This is a genomic window from Pseudovibrio sp. Tun.PSC04-5.I4 (assembly GCF_900104145.1).
Classification (GTDB): Bacteria; Pseudomonadota; Alphaproteobacteria; order Rhizobiales; family Stappiaceae; genus Pseudovibrio.
Genome location: NZ_FNLB01000006.1, coordinates 4,105,243 through 4,124,044, shown reverse-complemented (window position 1 = coordinate 4,124,044; position 18,802 = coordinate 4,105,243). Strand labels below are relative to the sequence as shown.

Below are 18,802 nucleotides of genomic sequence, written 5' to 3'. Positions count from 1 at the left end.
GCTTTGGGAAAGGCACACTTGGAAACTAGGGGAAATACCATGCGCGTATATTACGACCGCGATGCAGATTTAAACCTGCTTAAGGCTAAAAAAGTTGCGATCATTGGCTACGGTTCACAGGGCCGTGCACATGCAATGAACCTGAAAGACAGCGGCGTAACTGGTATCGTTGTTGCTCTGCGTGAAGGTTCCACAACACGTTTTAAAGCTGAAGCTGATGGCTTCATTGTTAAGACCGTTGCAGAAGCTGCTGCTGAAGCTGACCTGATGATGATGGCAACTCCTGATGAGTTGCAGTCCGACATCTGGAAAGACGACATCGCGGCAAACATCCGCGACGGCGCAGCAATTGCTTTCGCACATGGCCTCAACGTTCACTTCGGTCTGATCGAGCCTAAGTCCACCATCGACGTTCTGATGGTTGCACCAAAAGGCCCAGGCCATACCGTACGCGGCGAATACCAGAAGGGCGGCGGCGTGCCATGTTTGATCGCTGTTCATCAGGACGCAACCGGTAATGCAAAAGACCTCGGTCTGGCTTACGCATCCGGCGTTGGTGGCGGTCGTTCCGGCATCATTGAAACCACATTCCGTGAAGAGTGTGAAACCGATTTGTTCGGCGAACAGGCCGTTCTGTGTGGCGGTTTGGTTGAACTGATCCGTGCTGGTTTCGAGACCCTGACAGAAGCTGGTTATGCTCCTGAAATGGCCTACTTTGAGTGTCTGCATGAAGTGAAGCTGATCGTAGATCTGATCTACGAAGGTGGCATCGCCAACATGAACTACTCCATCTCCAACACTGCTGAATGGGGTGAGTACCAGACCGGCCCGCGCATCGTAACCTCTGAGACCAAAGCAGAGATGAAGCGCGTTCTGACCGAAATCCAGGACGGTACCTTCACCTCCCAGTGGATGCAGGAATACCGTGCAGGCGGTGCTAAGTTCAAAGCAACTCGCCGCTTGAACGACGAGCATCCAATTGAGGAAATCGGCACCAAACTGCGTGATATGATGCCTTGGATCAAGTCTGGCGCACTCGTCGACAAATCAAAGAACTAAGAGGCATTGCAGAGTAAAGCAACTTGGCGACAGGCTGCTTTAATTCAGCTCAGCAATACCAAGATATCAATAATCAAGGACCTTCCAGATCCCTAGGTATACGCGATATCCAAAAAAACCCGGCACACTGCTGGGTTTTTTTGTGCTTAAAATTGCTCACTTTACACGCTTGGCTCATCAGGTAATTTACGTAGTTATTGAAGAAACTAGCCCATAGACACCTCTATTCAATCTGGGCGTGGAGTTATTTTGAAACCCGTAAATATTGAACTACAAAGACTTGATAAGCATCCGATTTTATTTTTTGCCATCCTTTTCTTTGGCGCATTCTCAATCGCATTCATAATCCCGCTTTTAAGCACCTACATCATCGAGGAGATGCAAAAGCCAGCATGGAATTTAGCTCTGGTGATCGGCGGTTTTTCTCTGGTCTCATTGCTCACCAACCGCGTCTTTGGTGGCTGGATAGACAATGGCGCTCGCGTTAAACCTCTACTGCTCATCAATGTCTGCGCAATAACCGCTCATGCCTTGGCACAGCTGATCGCGCCCACTTTTTTCACACTGGTCGTGCTCGGCATTCCTCTGCTGGGCATCGGCACCGGAGCCCTCTCGACAATGTATTCCACGGGGCGTCTTTTTGCAGAGCAAACAGGCCGCAATCCCGGCACCTTCAACCTGCACATGCGCATATGCCTCTCCCTTGGCTGGGTGTTCGGGCCTCCGGCCGCATTCCTGCTCTATGGCTCATTTGGCTTCTTACAAATCCATATGGCAGCTGTTGTCTCAGCGTTGATCTGGCTCAGCCTCTGTATTGCTTTTGTTCCAAGCTCCCTAAAAACACACATCGCAAAACGCCTGACAGCAGCTGGCAAAACCGATGCAGTTCCGGCGCTTCTGGTGATTGCCTGCATTCCGGTGTTCGCTCTTGCTGCGGCCAACTCAATTTTTGTCTCCGCAGGACCAATCTTTTTGCTTAAGGAGCTTTCTCTGCCAGCCTCAACCCCCGGCTGGGCGTTTGGCGTGAAGTGCTTGTCTGAAGTGGTCGTCATCTATTTCGCAGTCAAACCAACAGCACGATTAGGCGAACGCAACATGATGGTTCTGTCCAGCCTTGGCGCATTGCTGTTTTTTGCAACAATCACAAGCGCAACATCCGTCGGGCAAGTCCTCATGCTCTGTATGATCGAAGGGATGTATTATGGCATCTGCGCCAGCATCGGCATCACATTCATCCAGAATTATGCCCTCCATAAGCCGGGCGTTGCCACGTCTTATTTCGTCAACGCTGTCTTTGTGGGTGGATTTGCAGGCAACGTCCTCACCGGTATCATCGCCTCTTACACCAGCTTCCAAAACACGATCTCAACCAGTGTCGTGCTGGCCTTGCTCGCCGCATCCGTTTTGCTGGTAATCAAGCCCCCTGCCTCGCAGCAGATCGCAACAAACTAGACAGGCGCTGCCCCAAGCGGCCACACAGGCGTAAGCTGGAAAAGTTGCAGAGGCAGCTTGCTTGCAAATATACGCAAAGCCTGTATCAATACGTAGGGCACGTTCCCTTTGATTGGCTTCAATCAAAGGATAAAAATTCGCCCAAAATTGAAAACTGGAGCCTGTCTTGTGAATGTAAAATACGGGACATGCTTTAGACCACCGCGTTTCCAGTATTTATTCCTCCCAGTCTTCTGGACCACATTTCATGCGCCAAGTACCAAGCTCTCTAGCTCTGCTGGATAGATTTCCTTTTCTTGTGCCACTCTACCTATTCGTCGGCGCGCTCTCCATTTCCTGCCTCATCCCGCTTTACAGTTCCTACGTTGTGACTGAACTGGGAGAGCCGGCTTGGAAACTCGCGGTCTATATTGCTGGGTCCACGGTTATTACGTTGTTCTCAAACAGGTATTTCGGCGCGAAAATTGACGCAGGAACCGCATTAAAGCCAATCCTATTGCTCTGTACGGCCTTATACACCGTCAACATGGGGCTACAGTCAGCCGTTCCAACATATTGGATGCTGCTTCTTGGAATTCCATTCATGGGCGTTTCAGGCGGAACACTCTCAACCACATTTTCACTCGGTCGCCTGTTTGCAGAACAGACCAACCGAGACCCGGCCCGTTTCAATTCTCACATGCGCATCAGCATGTCCTTAGGTTGGATGATTGGCACGCCCATCGCCTTCACGCTCTATGGCATCTACGGCATCAACTCCATCTTCCCAACCGCTGGTGGTCTCGCAATCCTATGGCTCATCATGGGTGTTGTTGTCGTTCCAAATGGCTTCAAAACCCATCACCCAATCCAGAAGACGCAGAGCAAGGCCATTGAACCGGTTCCACTGCCATTGTTACTCGCCTGCCTCCCAATCTTCGCACTCACAGCTGCCAACGTCACCTTCGTGTCCGCAGGCCCTGTATTCTTCATAGAAGAGATGGGCTTCCCGACAGCAACACCGGGACTGGCATTTTCAGTCAAATGTCTGGTTGAAGTTTTCGCCATTTACCTTGTCGTTAAACCTGCTCAAAAGTTTGGCGACAGAAACCTAATGATGCTCTCAGCCCTGCTTGGCACTCTGTTCTTTTTTATGATTGTGAGAGTGACAGATCCAACGCAGGTCTATCTGCTTTGCGCATTAGAGGGGCTATACTACGGCATTAACGTCGGCATAGGACTCACCTACATTCAGTCCTATGCACCCCACAGACCGGGCATAGCCACAGCGTATTACGTCAATGCAATATTTGCGGGCGGACTGGTGGGCAATATGATTACGGGAACAGTCGCCAGCGTCACCACGTTCCAGAACACCATTCAGCTCTCGGCGGTCACCACCATGCTGGCAGCGGCAATCTTGCTCTTCATCCGCCCGCCAAATCCACAAGTGGCCTTGCACCCATCACAACCTTGATCACAAACAGCGCTGAAATACGATGACCCAAGCTTTAGAAATTGAAATCTCGACCGATAAAAACAAACTCCAGTTGGACAAAATATTCCGGTATCTCTCACAGGAAGCCTATTGGAGCAAAGGCTTGCCTCGCGACGTGTTTGATCGTTCGGTCGAAAACTCACTCTGCTTCGGCGTATACCTGCCAAACGGGGATCAAATTGCCTTCGCCCGTGTCATTACGGACAAGGCCACATTCGGTTATCTGGGAGACGTTTTCGTTGCGGAGAACCACAGAGGCAAAGGCCTCTCTAAACAACTTATGAAAGCCATACTGACCCATCCAGATCTACAAAACCTCCGCCCGCTTTGCACTGGCAACAGCTGACGCGCACGACCTCTACAAACAATTCGGCTTCACATCACTTTCAGCACCACAAAAAATGATGGAGCAGCTGGACCGATCTATCTATGCAAAATAGCTAGGCGACGATAAACACGGGAGGGCACGCCCTCCCTCACTGATCAGTTCAAAAGCTTCTGACGACGCATCCAACGCTCATGGTCATAGCCATCATTTTGCTCTTTGGCCCAATACTGAACCAGCGCCTCAATCGCAGTGGGGTCAAGGTTTTCCGCTGCACGGGTCAAAATTTCAAGCGCATCCTCACCGTAATTGGCCGCCACTTTCCCCTCAAGAATAAGTTTTGCAAGGTGAACCTTAATGCGCGGTAGTTTTGAACCAGCAATTCGGTACCACAGCGCCGCTTTCTTGAAATCCTTCTCGACATAAAGCCCCAGCTCATACAACTCTGCCAGTTTTACCTGACCGCTCACATAACCAGAATTTGCAGTGATAATCAGCTCCTGCAAGGCTTCCTTCACACGCTCCGCACTTGGGTCATCCTCAGAAAATATAATTTGTGCCAAAGTGTATCGAGCCGCGGGAGAATACTGCCATTCATCCGGTTCAGAGCGCAAAAGCAGCTCGGCTATCTTCGTGTTTTGCGGAATGGTCAAACCATAAGAAAAATTAACAGCAGTCAGAAGTTTACTATCCCAATCCCGCATATTGCTGTTTTTAATTGCAAGCAGTTCTTTGAGGGTTTTACCACCAGATAGCGAACGCGTAATTTTGTGAGCATTTAATGCTCCATGTTTTCTAAGCGCAGATCTTAAAAGATCAATCGCGCGCTCATAATCGCCAGAAAACTCAGAACCGAATATGTATTTCTTTGCGAGGTCTATTTGACCAAACAGCAATCCTGCATTTGCAGCAACCTTATAAAGACGTTCCTGCATCTTCATATCTTGATCTAAGCGGCTATATTCCAGCTCGCGGGCAGCATCCAAAGCCGTTTCTGGATCTCCATTCAAGCCAAGCACTTGCCGTCAATGCACAAATTTCGTTTTACTGGCTTCAACTTGATAGCCATTCTTGTACTTCAATGCCAACCGTTCAGCTGCAAACCTATTTCCATTATCAGCTGCTTTTGACAACCATTTAACGGCTTCTTGCTGCGTGCCTTTACGATCATATATCATTTCATCATTAAGTACGCCAAGGTACACATAGGCATCCGTCCAATTTGCTTCGGCCAACTCCAATAACAAACTCTCTGCCTTTTTTAGATTTCTAAGCTCCCCCTCACCATATATATAGACAACAGCAAGCTTGAGTTTGGCGCGATTACTACCTTTCTTCGCAGCTTCTAAATAGGCGGTCAAATGCTTGGATGTTTGTTTTCCCTCTGTATCAGCGGCGTCTGCTATCCGCGCCAAATGATAGAGAGCATCTGGGTCTTCTGAACTGGCATCTTTGTAAAGTTGCTCGGCTCGCTGTAGATCCAACGAACCTCCCAGCCCATCCTCCAACAAAAAAGCCAGATCTATTTTCACAAAATCACTACCTGCCTTGATCGCGCGCTCATACCAATAACGAGCCTCAAAAGGATCAGGTGTAACTCCATAACCATAGTGATAAGTGAGACCAAGATAAGGGTAGGCCGCATCATTTCCATCACGTGCCGCAGAAAGAAAATAGCCCAAAGCCTTTGGATAATCAGGCTCGACACCAGAGCCATAATAATAAAGCAACCCTAACCTGAAAGCGGCAAAACTACTTCCAACACCATTGGCTGTTTCATAAAGCTCTTTGGCTTTCAGTAAATCTTCTTCGAAACCAAATCCACGTTCATAAAGATAGGCAATATCAGCAGAGGCGACGGCATACCCGCTTTTAATTGCACTTTGATAATACTCCGCAGCCTTTGCATAATTTTGAGCAACACCATGCCCTCCCTCAAACATACTACCAATGCGAAGATATGCATAACGAGATCCCCATGAAGCCGCCAACTCATAGTATTCTAACGCTTTTTCATAATCCCGAGGAGCATCAACCCCATCGAAATAGATATGACCAAGCCCTAACGCTGCCCTAGATGTACGGTCAGGCAGGTTTTCTTCAAACAGAACAATTACATCCTCAATATCAACCGGCCCCAAATGCTCATAATATTTGAGGAAGGCAAGATGGGTGGCGGCAATATTGCTTCCAGCAGCTCTGGACCTCTCATAATACTCGGCAGCTTTCTCGTAGTTAGGCGCTCCATCTCGTCCATCATCATAAAATTCTCCGAGATAAAGCAGAGCTTCATGATACTCGCCTTGAGCAAGTTGATTGAGCAGCCCGAGCCCATAGGGCATGTCTTTTCGAACCCCGCGCCCATCAATATACATGTCCGCCAGTTGCGCCAGCGCCCAGTCACTTCCTTGCTGGGAAGCATCGAAATACAGCTCTGACGCCCGCTTCTCGTCCTTCTCAACGAATTGGCCGAATTCATACATCAATGCGAGAGAGGTCAGCGCATCAAGGTAATTTCCCTGAGCAGCTTTATTCAGCCAATAGAAGGCTTTTTCGTAATTAATCTCGACGCCAAAGCCCTGCCAGAAAGCATCTCCAAGCTGGAATTGTGCCTTAAGATCACCTTGTTCCGCCAAAAGTCGGACTTCATCAACATCAAAGCTCTCTACATCGCTCTGGTACTTTTTGAGCAGAGATTGCCCAACAACTTTGTCCTCAATTCCACGCTTCGTTCGCTCGTTCCGTGAAATCTCCAAGGACGGAGCTGCTGAGGCAAGATGAACAGTCCCAAGAACAAGAGAACAGGCAACTCCAAGGAAAAGAGATTTGAAAAACATTGGACCAATACCCTGATAAATCGATAGGTAAATCATTCACATCGCTATTTGCACAAGTCAACCTATAAGGGTTACTACATCGATAAATCCCACTCAAGATTGCAACCTGTTTTAGCCATTTGGCAACCAAAAACAATTTTTCAAACAAGGACCAAGCGAGCAACTTAACTCAAATCCTCTAGGTGTGAGGCAACTCTACTCTGGAGGTCGGGAATGACGTTCAATAAAACCAAAACATCCCTTCTACGCCATGCTATTGGCACCACGCTTGGTCTTGCTATTGCAAGCACGCTCTCCCTGAGCACAGCTTCAGCCGAGACGATCACCAAACCTGCAACACGGTTCACCGGTGAGCTTTACGAGAACATCTTAAAGCAGCTTCCGTTTTCTGATGAACAGGATTTCTTCGACGCCAAGCAAGGATACCTTGCGCCGTTGCCTGATGCCGGTCAGGTCACAAACGCCAAGGGAGAGATTGTCTATGACCTCTCCAAGTTTGAATTCATCATGCAAGGCTCCATCGCACCGGAGACAGTCAACCCCAGCCTGTGGCGCCAATCTCAACTGATTATGCTGGGTGGGTTCTATCAGGTGTCTGACCGCATCTATCAGGTCCGCGCAGCAGACCTCTCCAACATCACCTTTATTGAGGGTGAGGAAGGGTTGATCGTCGTTGATCCCCTCATCTCAGAGGAAACTGCCCGCTACGCCTTAGAGCTGTACTACGCCCAGCGTGGCAAAAAGCCCGTGAAAGCAATCATCTACACCCACAGTCATGTGGATCACTTTGGCGGTGTTCGCGGCATTGTGGATGAAGCCGATGTGAAAAGCGGAGCCGTTAAAATCTACGCGCCCGAAGGTTTCATGGAACATGCGGTCTCCGAGAATGTGATGGCCGGTAATGCCATGAGCCGCCGTGCCTCCTACATGTATGGCAATCTGCTGCCGCATTCACCGGAAGGTCAGGTGGGTGCCGGATTGGGGCCAACAACATCAACCGGCACGGTGACCCTCATTCCGCCGACTGACATCATCAAAGGCAATGGCGAATCTCATCAAATAGATGGCCTCACCTTTGATTTCTGGATGGCGCAGGACTCTGAGGCTCCATCAGAATTCTTCTTTTATATCGAAGAGTTAAAAGCACTCTGCACGGCGGAAGATGCCACCCACACCATGCACAACACATACTCATTGAGGGGCGCAAAACTGCGCGACCCGCTTGGCTGGTCCAAATACATCAATGAGGCCATCTACAAGTATGGCAAAGATGTACAAACCCTGTTTGCGCCACACCACTGGCACGTATCAGACAACGACACCATTCTAAAACACCTGCGAAATCAACGTGATCTCTACCGTTACATCAACGATCAACCTCTGCGTCTGGCCAACCATGGCTTCCGCATGACTGAGATTGCTGAGCTTTTGGACGTGCCGGAAACCCTACAACGTGACTGGAGCACACGCGGCTACTATGGCTCCTTCAACCACAATGTAAAATCCACCTATGTCAAATACCTAGGTTGGTTCAACGGCAACCCTGCCACCTTGCATGAATATCCGGAGCGCATTGCTGGTGCTAAGTATGTGGAGTTCATGGGAGGTCCAGTCATATTGATCCAAAAAGCCCAGGAATCCTTCGACAAAGGTGACTACCGCTGGGTCGTGGAAGTGATGAACCATCTGGTCTTCGCTAATCCAGACAATAAAGATGCAGCCCAACTGCAAGCAGATGCACTGGAACAGCTTGGCTACCAGGCTGAATCTGGTCCATGGCGCAATTTCTATCTATCTGGTGCGCAAGAACTCAGAACCGGCATCAAAGAGCTGCCAGCTCCAGATACAGCAAGCCCGGATATCATTCGTGCCATGGATCTGGACCTGCTGTTTGATTATGCCGCAATGCGGCTGAACAACAAGAAGGCCGGAGACCAGCAGATCAAGTTGAACTGGGTGTTCCCGGACACCAAGCAGGAATATGCCATGGAGCTTCAAAATGCAGCTCTCAGCCATATTGAAGGTTACCAGCTGGAAAACCCGGATGCCACGATAACCATCAACAGGACCACACTGAATGCAATCATGCTAGGTGAGAAAACCTTCGAGGAGAGCATGAAGGGCGGAGACATCTCAATTGATGGAGAAGCCGCTAAGCTTCAGGCCTTGTTGGGCATGTTGGACACATTCGAGTTTTGGTTCAATCTTGTGCGACCTGTCCCACTTGATAAAGCCAACTAGTACAACATAAGGGCTGGTCACGAACGAGCATATACTCGTTATTCATCAGCCCTTATTCCAAACTCAGCTCTTTCCATCTAACACTATGTAGCTAATTGGTGGATTGTGTACGCAATCTCCATTCCAACTGCCTTAAAGCACGGTTTGCTTCCCGGTATCCCTGATCTGCTGCTATTTTGTAAAAATCACGTGATTTCAACAAATTGCGTTCCAAACAACGTCCCGTTTCATGGCAATATCCAAGCAGATAGAACGCTTCCGGCACACCCTTTGAGGCGGCTAGAAAAAACAACCGCGCAGCTTCACTTGCGTTCGGCTCCTCATTAAAGCCTTGCAAAAAGACCTTCCCCAGCAACACATCACCAACAGGTTCCCCACGATCTGAGGCCTCCTGAAACAGAGCTTTTGCGCGCGCAACATCCTGCGATACACCGTGCCCATTTAAATAGAGCAACCCCGCATTGGTCAGCGCAAACGGAAAGCGAGCAGAAGATGCCATATAGAATTCCAAGGCCAGCTCATAGGATTGCTGAACACCACGACCATTTTCATAAAGCACACCAAGATCATTCAGGGCCTGAGCATTTCCTTGTTTCGCCGCAGCTTTATAAAGCCGAAGGGCCTTATCAATATCTGGCTCAGCACCACGCCCCAACAACGACAACCGTCCAAGTGCAAATTGAGATCGCGCCAACCCTTTGTTGGCCGCTTTCTTATAAAACGCGCGGGCCTGTCCATAATCCTGCCCCACCCCAACACCGTCTTCATAAAGCGTACCAAGGTAGTGCTGGCCAAGCGCGCTCCCAGCTTGGGCCGCAATGCGATAATGTGTAATGGCACCAGCAAGATCTTCTTTGCCACCCTCTCCATTTTCCATCAGTTCGCCAAGCGACACGTGCGCATCAAAAGAGCCAAGCGCGATGGCTTTTTTATAAAGCACACGCGCTCGTCCGGCATCCGCGTCCACCCCAACACCATCCCGGTATAATCCTGCAAGGTTTTCAACCCCCTGCAGCAGCCCAGCCATAGCAGCGCCCTTTACCCAATAGAACGCCAGCTTAGGATCATGCCCAACACCGATTCCATGTAGATAAAGCAGGCCCAGATTATTCTGCGCCCACGCATCTCCCCAATCAGCAGCTTTCTGGTAGAGTTCTCGCGCACGGACCAGATCCACAGCCCCATGCTTGCCCTGCCGATAAATTTCACCGAGGTTGTTATAGGCGGCGGCAAGACCCAATCTGCCAGCCTCCTCATATAGTTTAATGGCCGCACCCACATTACGCGGAACCCCACGTCCCATTTCATTGGCAAGGGCCAAACCAAACACAGCCTCAGCATTGCCAGAAAGAGCTTCAGAATCCAACGTCGTAACCAGCGCACTTTTGGAGATCTCCGCTCGGACAGAACGGTGTATTTTACCAGCACGATTGTGCAGGAGCGTTAAGCCGCCAACCCCTTTGGTCAGCAGAATCTCTTTCTCACTGCCAGTTGCCTGCCAACCAAGGCCCAGCACAGGCGTTCCGCCAGCAACAACAAATAAGCAAAGAAGAGAAATCAGAAATCGCATGAGCACCTTCTCAGTCGCGATCGTCACGGGTCACAAAGCACGCGCCATGCAGCTACGCCAAACAGGTCGTATGGTCCTGCGAGCCCTTGTCAGCCAACAAACCTCATGCAAAGAGTTAATCGTTAATCTCTTCAGGTTGTGTATCCTTCAAATTGCGTTGGTCACTTGAAACCATTTCCTCTTTTGGGCCATTTAATTGGTCTAGGTTTAATCAGAGTATTTCTTCTCTCGGCGCCGTGATGAATTGGCGACGAAGCTACATCTACTCTGAGTTGCAAAAAGGAATTATAGGTAATGCTTTGCCAAATGCGGCCAGCGAAAACGAGCCAAGCAGCTGTGCTCACTCACATAATGCATAAGGCAAAAGGTCACTGGGGATATGACCCTAAGGATATGGAGCTGTTTTGTGAGCATTGGAAAATTACACCTCAAATGATTGAGGAGGACAAAATCCTCACCATCACGGAAAACACAACGCCCCTTGGGTTTGTACGGGTCGTGAATGAGGGCAATGGCATTGCGCTACTGGATTGTTTGTTTGTGTTGCCGCAAGCCCACGGCAAAGGCTATGGAGCTTGGCTGCTAGAAGGTGCGGAGGAACTGGCAAAGCGCATGAACTGCAATCACCTGCGTTTGGAATCAGATGCCAATGCAGTGCCCTTCTACGAACGCCATAAGTATTCAGTCACAAGCGAACGCCCTAGCGCCTTTAAGAATGCCGGTGACATTCGTTTTATGGAAAAGGACCTGACACCGAAAATTCGGCAGATCTCATCCATCAATCTCAAGCTCAATACAAACACCACTTGGGATTTCGCGGTAAAAAACGAAACCGCCATACAAGACCACTGGCAGACCCTCACGCAGAGCAATCCAGACCTTTGGGATGGCCGTGTCCTCTCTTTGTATCACTACACATTTGAGGCCCAACATTTAGTTGGGTCACTCGTAGAAACCAACTACTCCGCATTTCTGGCGTGGAGAGATTGGGGATTTCCAGATCGCAAGGCCAAAAACCTTTTCGGGTGCACAATCCTGCGCTCCAGCGAAGGGCACCTCGTGTTTGGCAAGATGGCCAGCAACACAGCAACGGCAGGTCAGGTTTATCCTCCCGGCGGCAATCTGGATCTCAATGATATCACCGAAACGGGCTTGGTGGACATTCATGGGTCCATTGCCCGCGAGCTGGAGGAAGAAACCGGCTTCAAACACAGCGATGGAGACCTCGGTGAGTTGATCGCTGTTGAAGACGGCCCTCGCCTTGCCATAGCCCGAGTTCTCACATTACCTCTCACCGCAGAGCAAATCCTTGCAAAAATCTTACATTTCAACGCAAACCAAGAAAAACCTGAGTTGGATGAAGTGGTTATCGTTAAAACTCTTTCGAACTTGGACGCACATAATGTCCCTCCTCACGCACGGAGGCTCGCTGAACATGTGTTGAATTAACGGGCTTTCCCTAAAAGCAGGCTTGTAATTACAGCTAAAACAATCTTGAGTAATGCTCTGCTTACATTTTTCATCAGATTGGCGAGTGGATTTTTCCCCTCAGCCCGAAAACACATTGAGATAGTTGGACTTCACCATGGCCAGACCTTATGCCCTGCTCGACGTTTTCACCAATAAGGCGCTGGCAGGAAACCCGCTCGCGGTAGTGTTGAATGCAGAAGGCTTATCTGACGCCGAAATGCAGGCAATCACCGGGGAATTTAATCTCTCAGAAACCGTCTTCGTCTTCCCTCCGCAAAACCCAGCGCATAACGCTGCCATTCGCATATTTACACCTGCCATGGAACTGCCATTTGCCGGACATCCAACCGTAGGCACAGCCATATTGCTGGCCGAAAACCGGTTTGGCGCGCCTCATAACGATATGGATGCGCTGGTTTTGCTGGAAGAAAAAATCGGCCTCATCCGTTGCGCCGTGGCCATCCAAAATGGCCAGGCAACCTCCGCTGAGTTTGACGTACCAAAACTGCCAGAGCGCGGGCAGAAACTGGGAGACAAAGACGTCATTGCCGCAGCTCTCTCGCTGGAACCAAATGAAATTACATTTGAAAACCATCGTCCTATCTCCATGGATTCAGGTATTCCCTTCGCATTTGTACCAGTGGCAGACATGGACGCTATGAAGCGCATTCAGCCCGTGCAAAAGTATTGGGATGAAGCCTTCAGCGCTATCCCCCACAACAACGCCTTTGCCTATTGCCGGCAGACCATCCATATGGACAGCGCCTTCCACGCCCGCATGGTGTATTTCGATGGCGGCATCCCCCGTGAAGACGCAGCAACCGGATCCGCGGTTGCAGCCTTTGCCGGCGTTATCGCAGAATTCGACCAACCATTGGATGGAACCCACACCCACAAAATCGAGCAAGGTTTTGAGATGGGCCGTCCCTCCTTCATATCGCTGGAGATGGAGATACAAGGTGGGGCCATCCGAACGCACCGCATCGGTGGGCAATCAGTTATCCTCGCGCGTGGTGAGTTGAATTATTAAGAGAATTGACGCAGGGGAGGCATTTATCCCCTCTGCCACAGCGTGGTCAAAGGCGTGATCGCACGAATATTGAGATTACCTCAGCGCAACCCTCATATACTTTTGAGTAATCTGAGGCCCTGCTTTGAGTAAAATTCTTGCGTTTACATCCTATATCCGCTAGGAAAATTACAGATTTGGCAAAAACGAGATGAACTCGCGAACACCTAAACAAGATTTGGCTAATAGTATCAAGGTAATATTCTGGTCACAGAGCATCCGAATACTTGATTTCAAGCCGCAGCGACAAGAAGGCAGCTGACAGATAATGATCGCGAACCGCGACAATCTGAATGAAACCAGCACCATGCACCAGCATGGCGGCCTCCTCCTGCGTACCCTCCTTCTACTTAGATGCCCCTAGGCGTCGGCGGCCCCGTATCTGGGCGCACACTTAGGGGATCACACTAAACATCTGAGAAAGAAGGAAGATCCCCCAGCGCCAGTCAGGACAAACGGGCTACCGGGGCAAATTAAGGGCACCACCAATGACCGCACCAGCCAAAGACCAAGTTGTCATTTTTGACACCACCTTGCGTGACGGAGAGCAATCTCCCGGCGCTTCCATGACATTGGAAGAAAAACTGCAAGTTGCTGAGTTGCTTGACACAATGGGCGTCAACATCATCGAAGCAGGTTTCCCGATCGCCTCAGTTGGCGATTTCGAAGCAGTTAGCGAAATTGCGAAACGCTCCAAAAACTCCGTCATAGCAGGCTTGGCCCGCGCTATCCCGGGGGATATCGAACGCGCTGGTGAAGCAGTCAAATTCGCCAATCAAGGCCGCATCCATACATTTGTATCCACCTCTCCAATTCATCTGCAATATCAGATGAATAAGAGCGAGGAAGAGGTACTTGAGATCATTTCAAAAACAGTTGCTCAGGCCCGTAACCTGATCGATGACATTGAATGGTCCGCAATGGATGCAACCCGGACATCCATCGAATACCTGAGCCGCTGTGTTGAAGCTGCAATCTCCGCAGGCGCAACGACCATCAACCTGCCTGATACAGTAGGTTACGCGACCCCAGCTGAATATCAGATGATGTTTGAACAGGTTATCGCAAACGTTCCAAACTCAGATAAAGCAGTATTCTCGGCCCACTGTCACAACGATTTGGGTTTGGCTGTTGCAAACTCTTTGGCAGGTGTTGCTGGTGGCGCTCGTCAGATTGAGTGTACAATCAATGGCTTAGGCGAACGAGCAGGCAATGCAGCTCTGGAAGAAATCGTCATGGCTGTGCGGACCCGCGGCGATGTACTGCCATACGAGTGTACAATCGATCCGAGCTACCTGACCCGCGCTTCCAAGCTGGTTTCTGCAGTCTCCTCTTTCCCGGTCCAGTACAACAAAGCCATCGTCGGTAAGAACGCGTTCGCACACGAAAGCGGCATCCATCAGGATGGCATGCTGAAGCACGCTGAAACCTACGAAATCATGCGCCCGGAAGACGTAGGAGTTCGTGCAACTTCCTTGGTCATGGGCAAACACTCTGGCCGTCATGCCTTCAAAGACAAGTTGTCTGAGCTCGGTTATGAGCTGGGCGACAATGCTTTGCAGGATGCATTCCGCCGCTTTAAAGACTTGGCAGATCGCAAGAAAAACGTTTACGACGAAGACATTGAAGCTCTGGTGGAAGATCAGATCACCATCGAAAGCGAAACCGTCAAAGTTATCGCATTGACCGTCATCGCTGGTACAGGCGGCCCGCAGAAGGCAATCCTGACCATGGATGTCAACGGCAAGCATGAAACCCGCGAAGCTACGGGGGACGGACCTGTTGATGCGACCTTTAACGCCATCAAGGCAATTTGGCCGCATGATGCAAACATGTCATTGTATCAAGTACATGCAGTGACTGAAGGCACCGATGCGCAGGCTGAAGTGTCCGTTCGTTTGGAAGACAATGGCAAGATTTCTACGGGTAAAGGTGCTGACACAGATACACTGGTCGCTTCTGCCCGCGCTTACGTCTCCGCATTGAACAAGCTGACAATCCGGCGCCAACGTCAAGTCAATGTAGAAGACGCAATCACAGTTTAAACCACGACAGAATAGAGACAACAAAACGCGGGTCATTGGTCCGCGTTTTTGTTATCCCGTCTCAAAGGCATATCCCCGAGAAACCAGTCTCTCATCAAAAATCAAAGCTAAAACAATGAACTAGCCTGATGACGCCAACACCCTATTAAATACAAAGTGCATTAAATCCCTCAGCCCACCGAACAGATATTTTTTTACTTCTTCGATAGATATAACCCGTCACTATTCGAAGATAGGCGTCCCGATGCAATCTGCCAAGAAGAGCCAACTCCAGATCTTCTCAGAGGAAAGCGAACGTTTCAAAGCTGAAGTATTCCAATGTCTTGAACAAAGGCCCAAGCGCCTCCCAAGTCATTACATGTATGATAACGCAGGCTCAGAACTCTTCGAACAAGTAACAAACCTCCCCAATTATTACATTACTCGCTCAGAAATTGGCCGCGGATTCAACTCGCCAGTGCAACAGCATGGTGAAGGCCAAGGAATAGCTGATTTGGCGTTTTAAAGCCAAGGCATTTTCTGGGCCTACTATTTATCTTCTCCATAATCTGGGCAACCTCTGCATCGTTCAGATCATCGATGTCTTTTCCTTTTGGGATATATTGCCGGATCAGACCATTGGTGTTTTCGTTGAGGCCCCGCTCCCAGGAGTGATAGGGGTGAGCGAAGAACCCCTCGGCTGTCAGTTCGCGAGCGATCTCTTCATGGTAGGCAAATTCTCTGCCATTGTCGTAAGTCAAGGTGAGAACCCGGTCCTGGTAGGGTTTCAGGTTAGCACAAATCACATCCGTGACAGCCCGTGCTGTTTTATTTGCGGCCTTGATGGCAACGCTAAAGCGTGTCTTTCGCTCAACAAGCGTAACAAGGACTGAGTGCCCCTGTTTGCCGATCACGGTATCGGCTTCCCAATCTCCGATACGGCTGCGCAGATCGACAATTTCAGGGCGTTTCTCAATGGACACCCTATTCTTGATCTGGCCACGCCGCTCGATGCTGCCGTAGCGCTTGCGCCGTTTCTTTTGACACCTCAGGCGGCTGTGAAGATCGCCACCTCTGCGCTTATCAGCATAGATACGCTGGTAAATCCACTCGGGGCTGACGCTTGGCTCATCATTATCTTTCAGGTGACCACTGATCTGCTCAGGGCTCCAGTCTTCGCGGATCATCTTTTCAATCCCAGTCCACATCCTATCCAAAATACGGGTGCGCGGAATTTGTGACTGCCGTAAACAAGCCAGGCGATGGGCCTGCTTTGGACGATATCCGCGAAGACCTTTGTTGCGCTGAAGCTCCCGGCAAATCGTCGATTTATCAACACCGATCTGGTCCGCAATGGTTCGTTGGGTCAAACCGGCTTTCTTCAAGGCGTAAACTTGGTTACGCTGACCCTCAGTGAGGCGGTGATAGGATCGCATTCGTGTTCCTTTACATTAGACGGTGAGAGACACATGGGCATCGCTGCCTCACATCACATACCGTAGGTAAAGTTGCACTGGCGAGTTGAATCCGCGGGCCTTATCAAAGCGCATGCAAAAGATATTGGAAGTCTTTTGGGAAGTGACAGCGCCCTCATCGAATTCGGCGCTGGAAGCATCAAGAAAGCACAGATCCTGTTTTCAGAGAACTCAAACTTCACCTGCTACGTCCCTATCGATATATGTGAGCAATTTCTCAACGCCGCATCAGCGACACTGAAGCAAGAGCATCCAGAATTTCACATTAATCCGATTTTAGGTAATTTTTTCAATATCTTAGATCTAAATCACTTACCGCCGCATAAACACCGCTTAGGCGTCCTCTTCGGTGTAACGCTAGGCAATTTTACCCAAAAACAAGTCCCGGAGTTCCTTCGGTGCGCGCGTAAAACACTAGGCCCGAACGCCTGTCTGCTTGTCTCTCTGGATATATTGTCAGACCCTGAATCTCATCAGAAAGCCTATAAGAATGATCCCAAAGGAATACGAAAAGCATTCTGCGACAACTTGATTACCCGCATCAACAAGGAGTTGAACGGCAATATTCAAATCGATAATTTTCAGTATGCAGCTATCTGGAATCCGGCGGACTATGCCATTGAAATGACGTATATCTCACAGTGTCTGCAGACAATTAGCATCGCTGGCCGTCAATTTGAAATACTGCCCGATGAACACATCATATTGAAAAGTTCACACAAGTATCCCGAAGACCACGCCCTCAAACTTTTCAGAGAAGCGCGATACGATATAGAGAAAAGCTGGCAAGATCCAAACAGCTCCTGCCACCTCTACTTTTTATCGTCTCAGCCAGAGAATAAGACAATCTCACCTATGCAGGAACAGCCAGTTTTTGGCAGCTAGGACTGAGGACCTGATAAAATTCGCAGGGCATTCCTTCTACTAATCGAGTCTCACGGAATTCAAACCCTGCCCGCTTCATCACCACTTTTGAAGCATGGTTTTCAGGGTGGGCAAACGCCAACAGATGAGAATAGTAGGTGTTCTCGAAAAACCACTCCACTAGAGCCTGTGCAATCTCACTGCCAAGACCTTTATTCCAAAAATGCTCGTGAAGCGTATATCCCATCTCGATCTCAGCGGTTTCTTTAAACAGCGAAAAGCCAGCCCGTCCTACAAACTCGCCAGAGTGAGTAGAAAGATGCCACTTGCTGAAGCCGAACAATTCCTGAACCTCAATAATCTCAGTTAGTCGACCTTTCACGGTTTTCACATCCCAAGCCACATTGGTGGGCTGAAGGTACCGGTTAACGCTCGGGTTTCCGTGAAGACCTATCAGGTCGGTTAAATCTTCGGAGGTGAAAAGTCGGGCCTTGAGCCGTTTCGTTTCCAGTATAGGGAGTATCACGCTCGCTTCCTCCATTGTAAACGCCACATACGATCAAACACCAAATCGTAGATCGAACGCGTAAGACCAAAAACACCGGTCCAATTCTGGAGAAACCCTCTCCATAAAACAGCTAATTTTAATGCATGTACTATGCTTATAAATACCTGTAAAACTTAAAGCCGAGTGCTTCGTGGCACTTGAATATGTCTAAAAAGCGTCGGAATAACCACTTTGTGCAATCCCTTGAAATTCAGTGAGTTATTTCAAACCACCACATGAACACTGCATTCATTAAGGCAACACTGTGGTGAGTGCATAACGCAATTGGACCGCATAACCCTGATAGCTAGGACCTCACAATGACTTAGCGTAATCTATTGGTGACCTCTCTGAAAGCAATAGATTAAAATAAGTACTGACCGGTGGAGAAA

15 protein-coding genes are annotated in these 18,802 nt (G+C 49.4%); 10 read left to right on the top strand and 5 right to left on the bottom strand.

The window, feature by feature from the left end:
* Positions 1 to 39 precede the first annotated feature (39 nt).
* The 4 genes from ilvC (at position 40) to BLS62_RS24340 (ending at position 4,334) form a co-directional block, all read left to right on the top strand.
* Positions 40 to 1,059, top strand: a complete 1,020-nt coding sequence (gene ilvC, locus BLS62_RS24355) for a ketol-acid reductoisomerase (protein ID WP_093187351.1) — start codon at positions 40 to 42, stop codon at positions 1,057 to 1,059.
* Between the two features lie 249 nt (positions 1,060 to 1,308).
* Complete coding sequence (locus BLS62_RS24350; RefSeq protein ID WP_208991077.1) at positions 1,309 to 2,511, top strand: MFS transporter; 1,203 nt, start codon at positions 1,309 to 1,311, stop codon at positions 2,509 to 2,511.
* A 247-nt stretch (positions 2,512 to 2,758) separates the two neighbouring features.
* On the top strand, positions 2,759 to 3,967 hold the full coding sequence (locus BLS62_RS24345; RefSeq protein WP_093187348.1) for an MFS transporter: 1,209 nt from the start codon (positions 2,759 to 2,761) through the stop codon (positions 3,965 to 3,967).
* 22 nt (positions 3,968 to 3,989) lie between these two features.
* Positions 3,990 to 4,334 carry a GNAT family N-acetyltransferase gene (locus BLS62_RS24340; protein WP_208991076.1) on the top strand — a complete coding sequence of 115 codons (345 nt, stop codon included), beginning with the start codon at positions 3,990 to 3,992 and terminating at the stop codon, positions 4,332 to 4,334.
* 137 nt (positions 4,335 to 4,471) lie between these two features.
* Here BLS62_RS24340 and BLS62_RS24335 read toward each other — a convergent pair whose 3' ends face one another.
* On the bottom strand, positions 4,472 to 5,323 hold the full coding sequence (locus BLS62_RS24335; RefSeq protein WP_143521594.1) for an SEL1-like repeat protein: 852 nt from the start codon (positions 5,321 to 5,323) through the stop codon (positions 4,472 to 4,474).
* Between the two features lie 15 nt (positions 5,324 to 5,338).
* Positions 5,339 to 7,069, bottom strand: a complete 1,731-nt coding sequence (locus tag BLS62_RS24330; protein WP_159436571.1) for a tetratricopeptide repeat protein — start codon at positions 7,067 to 7,069, stop codon at positions 5,339 to 5,341.
* 294 nt (positions 7,070 to 7,363) lie between these two features.
* Here BLS62_RS24330 and BLS62_RS24325 point away from each other — a divergent pair, with 294 nt between their 5' ends.
* Positions 7,364 to 9,391, top strand: coding sequence for an alkyl/aryl-sulfatase (locus BLS62_RS24325; RefSeq protein WP_093187339.1), 2,028 nt, complete (start codon positions 7,364 to 7,366; stop codon positions 9,389 to 9,391).
* A 91-nt stretch (positions 9,392 to 9,482) separates the two neighbouring features.
* On the opposite strand, the gene BLS62_RS24320 is transcribed toward BLS62_RS24325, so the two are convergent.
* Positions 9,483 to 10,961, bottom strand: coding sequence for a tetratricopeptide repeat protein (locus tag BLS62_RS24320; protein ID WP_093187336.1), 1,479 nt, complete (start codon positions 10,959 to 10,961; stop codon positions 9,483 to 9,485).
* A 351-nt stretch (positions 10,962 to 11,312) separates the two neighbouring features.
* On the opposite strand from BLS62_RS24320, the gene BLS62_RS24315 reads away from it, so the two are divergent.
* From BLS62_RS24315 to BLS62_RS32635, 4 genes are all read left to right on the top strand, one after another.
* Positions 11,313 to 12,410: a GNAT family N-acetyltransferase gene (locus BLS62_RS24315; protein ID WP_208991075.1), complete on the top strand. Its 1,098-nt coding sequence runs from the start codon at positions 11,313 to 11,315 to the stop codon at positions 12,408 to 12,410.
* A 136-nt stretch (positions 12,411 to 12,546) separates the two neighbouring features.
* A complete protein-coding gene (locus BLS62_RS24310; RefSeq protein WP_093187330.1) occupies positions 12,547 to 13,461 on the top strand; it encodes a PhzF family phenazine biosynthesis protein in 915 nt (304 codons plus the stop codon).
* A 527-nt stretch (positions 13,462 to 13,988) separates the two neighbouring features.
* The gene (locus BLS62_RS24305) at positions 13,989 to 15,545 is read left to right on the top strand and encodes a 2-isopropylmalate synthase (RefSeq protein WP_093187327.1); all 1,557 of its coding nucleotides are present in this window, start codon (positions 13,989 to 13,991) and stop codon (positions 15,543 to 15,545) included.
* Between the two features lie 244 nt (positions 15,546 to 15,789).
* Positions 15,790 to 16,050 (top strand): L-histidine N(alpha)-methyltransferase, encoded by a 261-nt coding sequence (locus tag BLS62_RS32635; protein WP_159436570.1) that lies wholly within the window; start codon positions 15,790 to 15,792, stop codon positions 16,048 to 16,050.
* Here BLS62_RS32635 and BLS62_RS24300 read toward each other — a convergent pair.
* Positions 15,992 to 16,960, bottom strand: coding sequence for an IS30 family transposase (locus tag BLS62_RS24300; RefSeq protein ID WP_093178195.1), 969 nt, complete (start codon positions 16,958 to 16,960; stop codon positions 15,992 to 15,994). The genes BLS62_RS32635 and BLS62_RS24300 overlap by 59 nt on opposite strands.
* A gap of 72 nt (positions 16,961 to 17,032) precedes the next feature.
* Between BLS62_RS24300 and BLS62_RS24295 the strand changes: the two genes are divergently transcribed.
* A complete protein-coding gene (locus BLS62_RS24295) occupies positions 17,033 to 17,884 on the top strand; it encodes an L-histidine N(alpha)-methyltransferase (RefSeq protein ID WP_093187324.1) in 852 nt (283 codons plus the stop codon).
* Here BLS62_RS24295 and BLS62_RS24290 read toward each other — a convergent pair.
* Positions 17,853 to 18,389, bottom strand: coding sequence for a GNAT family N-acetyltransferase (locus BLS62_RS24290; RefSeq protein ID WP_208991074.1), 537 nt, complete (start codon positions 18,387 to 18,389; stop codon positions 17,853 to 17,855). The two genes, BLS62_RS24295 and BLS62_RS24290, sit on opposite strands and share 32 nt — an antisense overlap.
* Positions 18,390 to 18,802 lie beyond the last annotated feature (413 nt).

What these genes read in the sequence shown, in the direction of transcription:
- BLS62_RS32635 (WP_159436570.1), top strand. Translation starts at nt 15,790, where the DNA reads ATGCAATCTGCCAAGAAGAGCCAACTCCAGATCTTCTCAGAGGAAAGC.
- BLS62_RS24340 (WP_208991076.1), top strand. Translation starts at nt 3,990, where the DNA reads ATGACCCAAGCTTTAGAAATTGAAATCTCGACCGATAAAAACAAACTC.
- BLS62_RS24305 (WP_093187327.1), top strand. Translation starts at nt 13,989, where the DNA reads ATGACCGCACCAGCCAAAGACCAAGTTGTCATTTTTGACACCACCTTG.
- BLS62_RS24310 (WP_093187330.1), top strand. Translation starts at nt 12,547, where the DNA reads ATGGCCAGACCTTATGCCCTGCTCGACGTTTTCACCAATAAGGCGCTG.
- BLS62_RS24325 (WP_093187339.1), top strand. Translation starts at nt 7,364, where the DNA reads ATGACGTTCAATAAAACCAAAACATCCCTTCTACGCCATGCTATTGGC.
- BLS62_RS24300 (WP_093178195.1), bottom strand. Translation starts at nt 16,960, where the DNA reads ATGCGATCCTATCACCGCCTCACTGAGGGTCAGCGTAACCAAGTTTAC.
- ilvC (WP_093187351.1), top strand. Translation starts at nt 40, where the DNA reads ATGCGCGTATATTACGACCGCGATGCAGATTTAAACCTGCTTAAGGCT.
- BLS62_RS24315 (WP_208991075.1), top strand. Translation starts at nt 11,313, where the DNA reads ATGCATAAGGCAAAAGGTCACTGGGGATATGACCCTAAGGATATGGAG.
- BLS62_RS24320 (WP_093187336.1), bottom strand. Translation starts at nt 10,961, where the DNA reads ATGCGATTTCTGATTTCTCTTCTTTGCTTATTTGTTGTTGCTGGCGGA.
- BLS62_RS24345 (WP_093187348.1), top strand. Translation starts at nt 2,759, where the DNA reads ATGCGCCAAGTACCAAGCTCTCTAGCTCTGCTGGATAGATTTCCTTTT.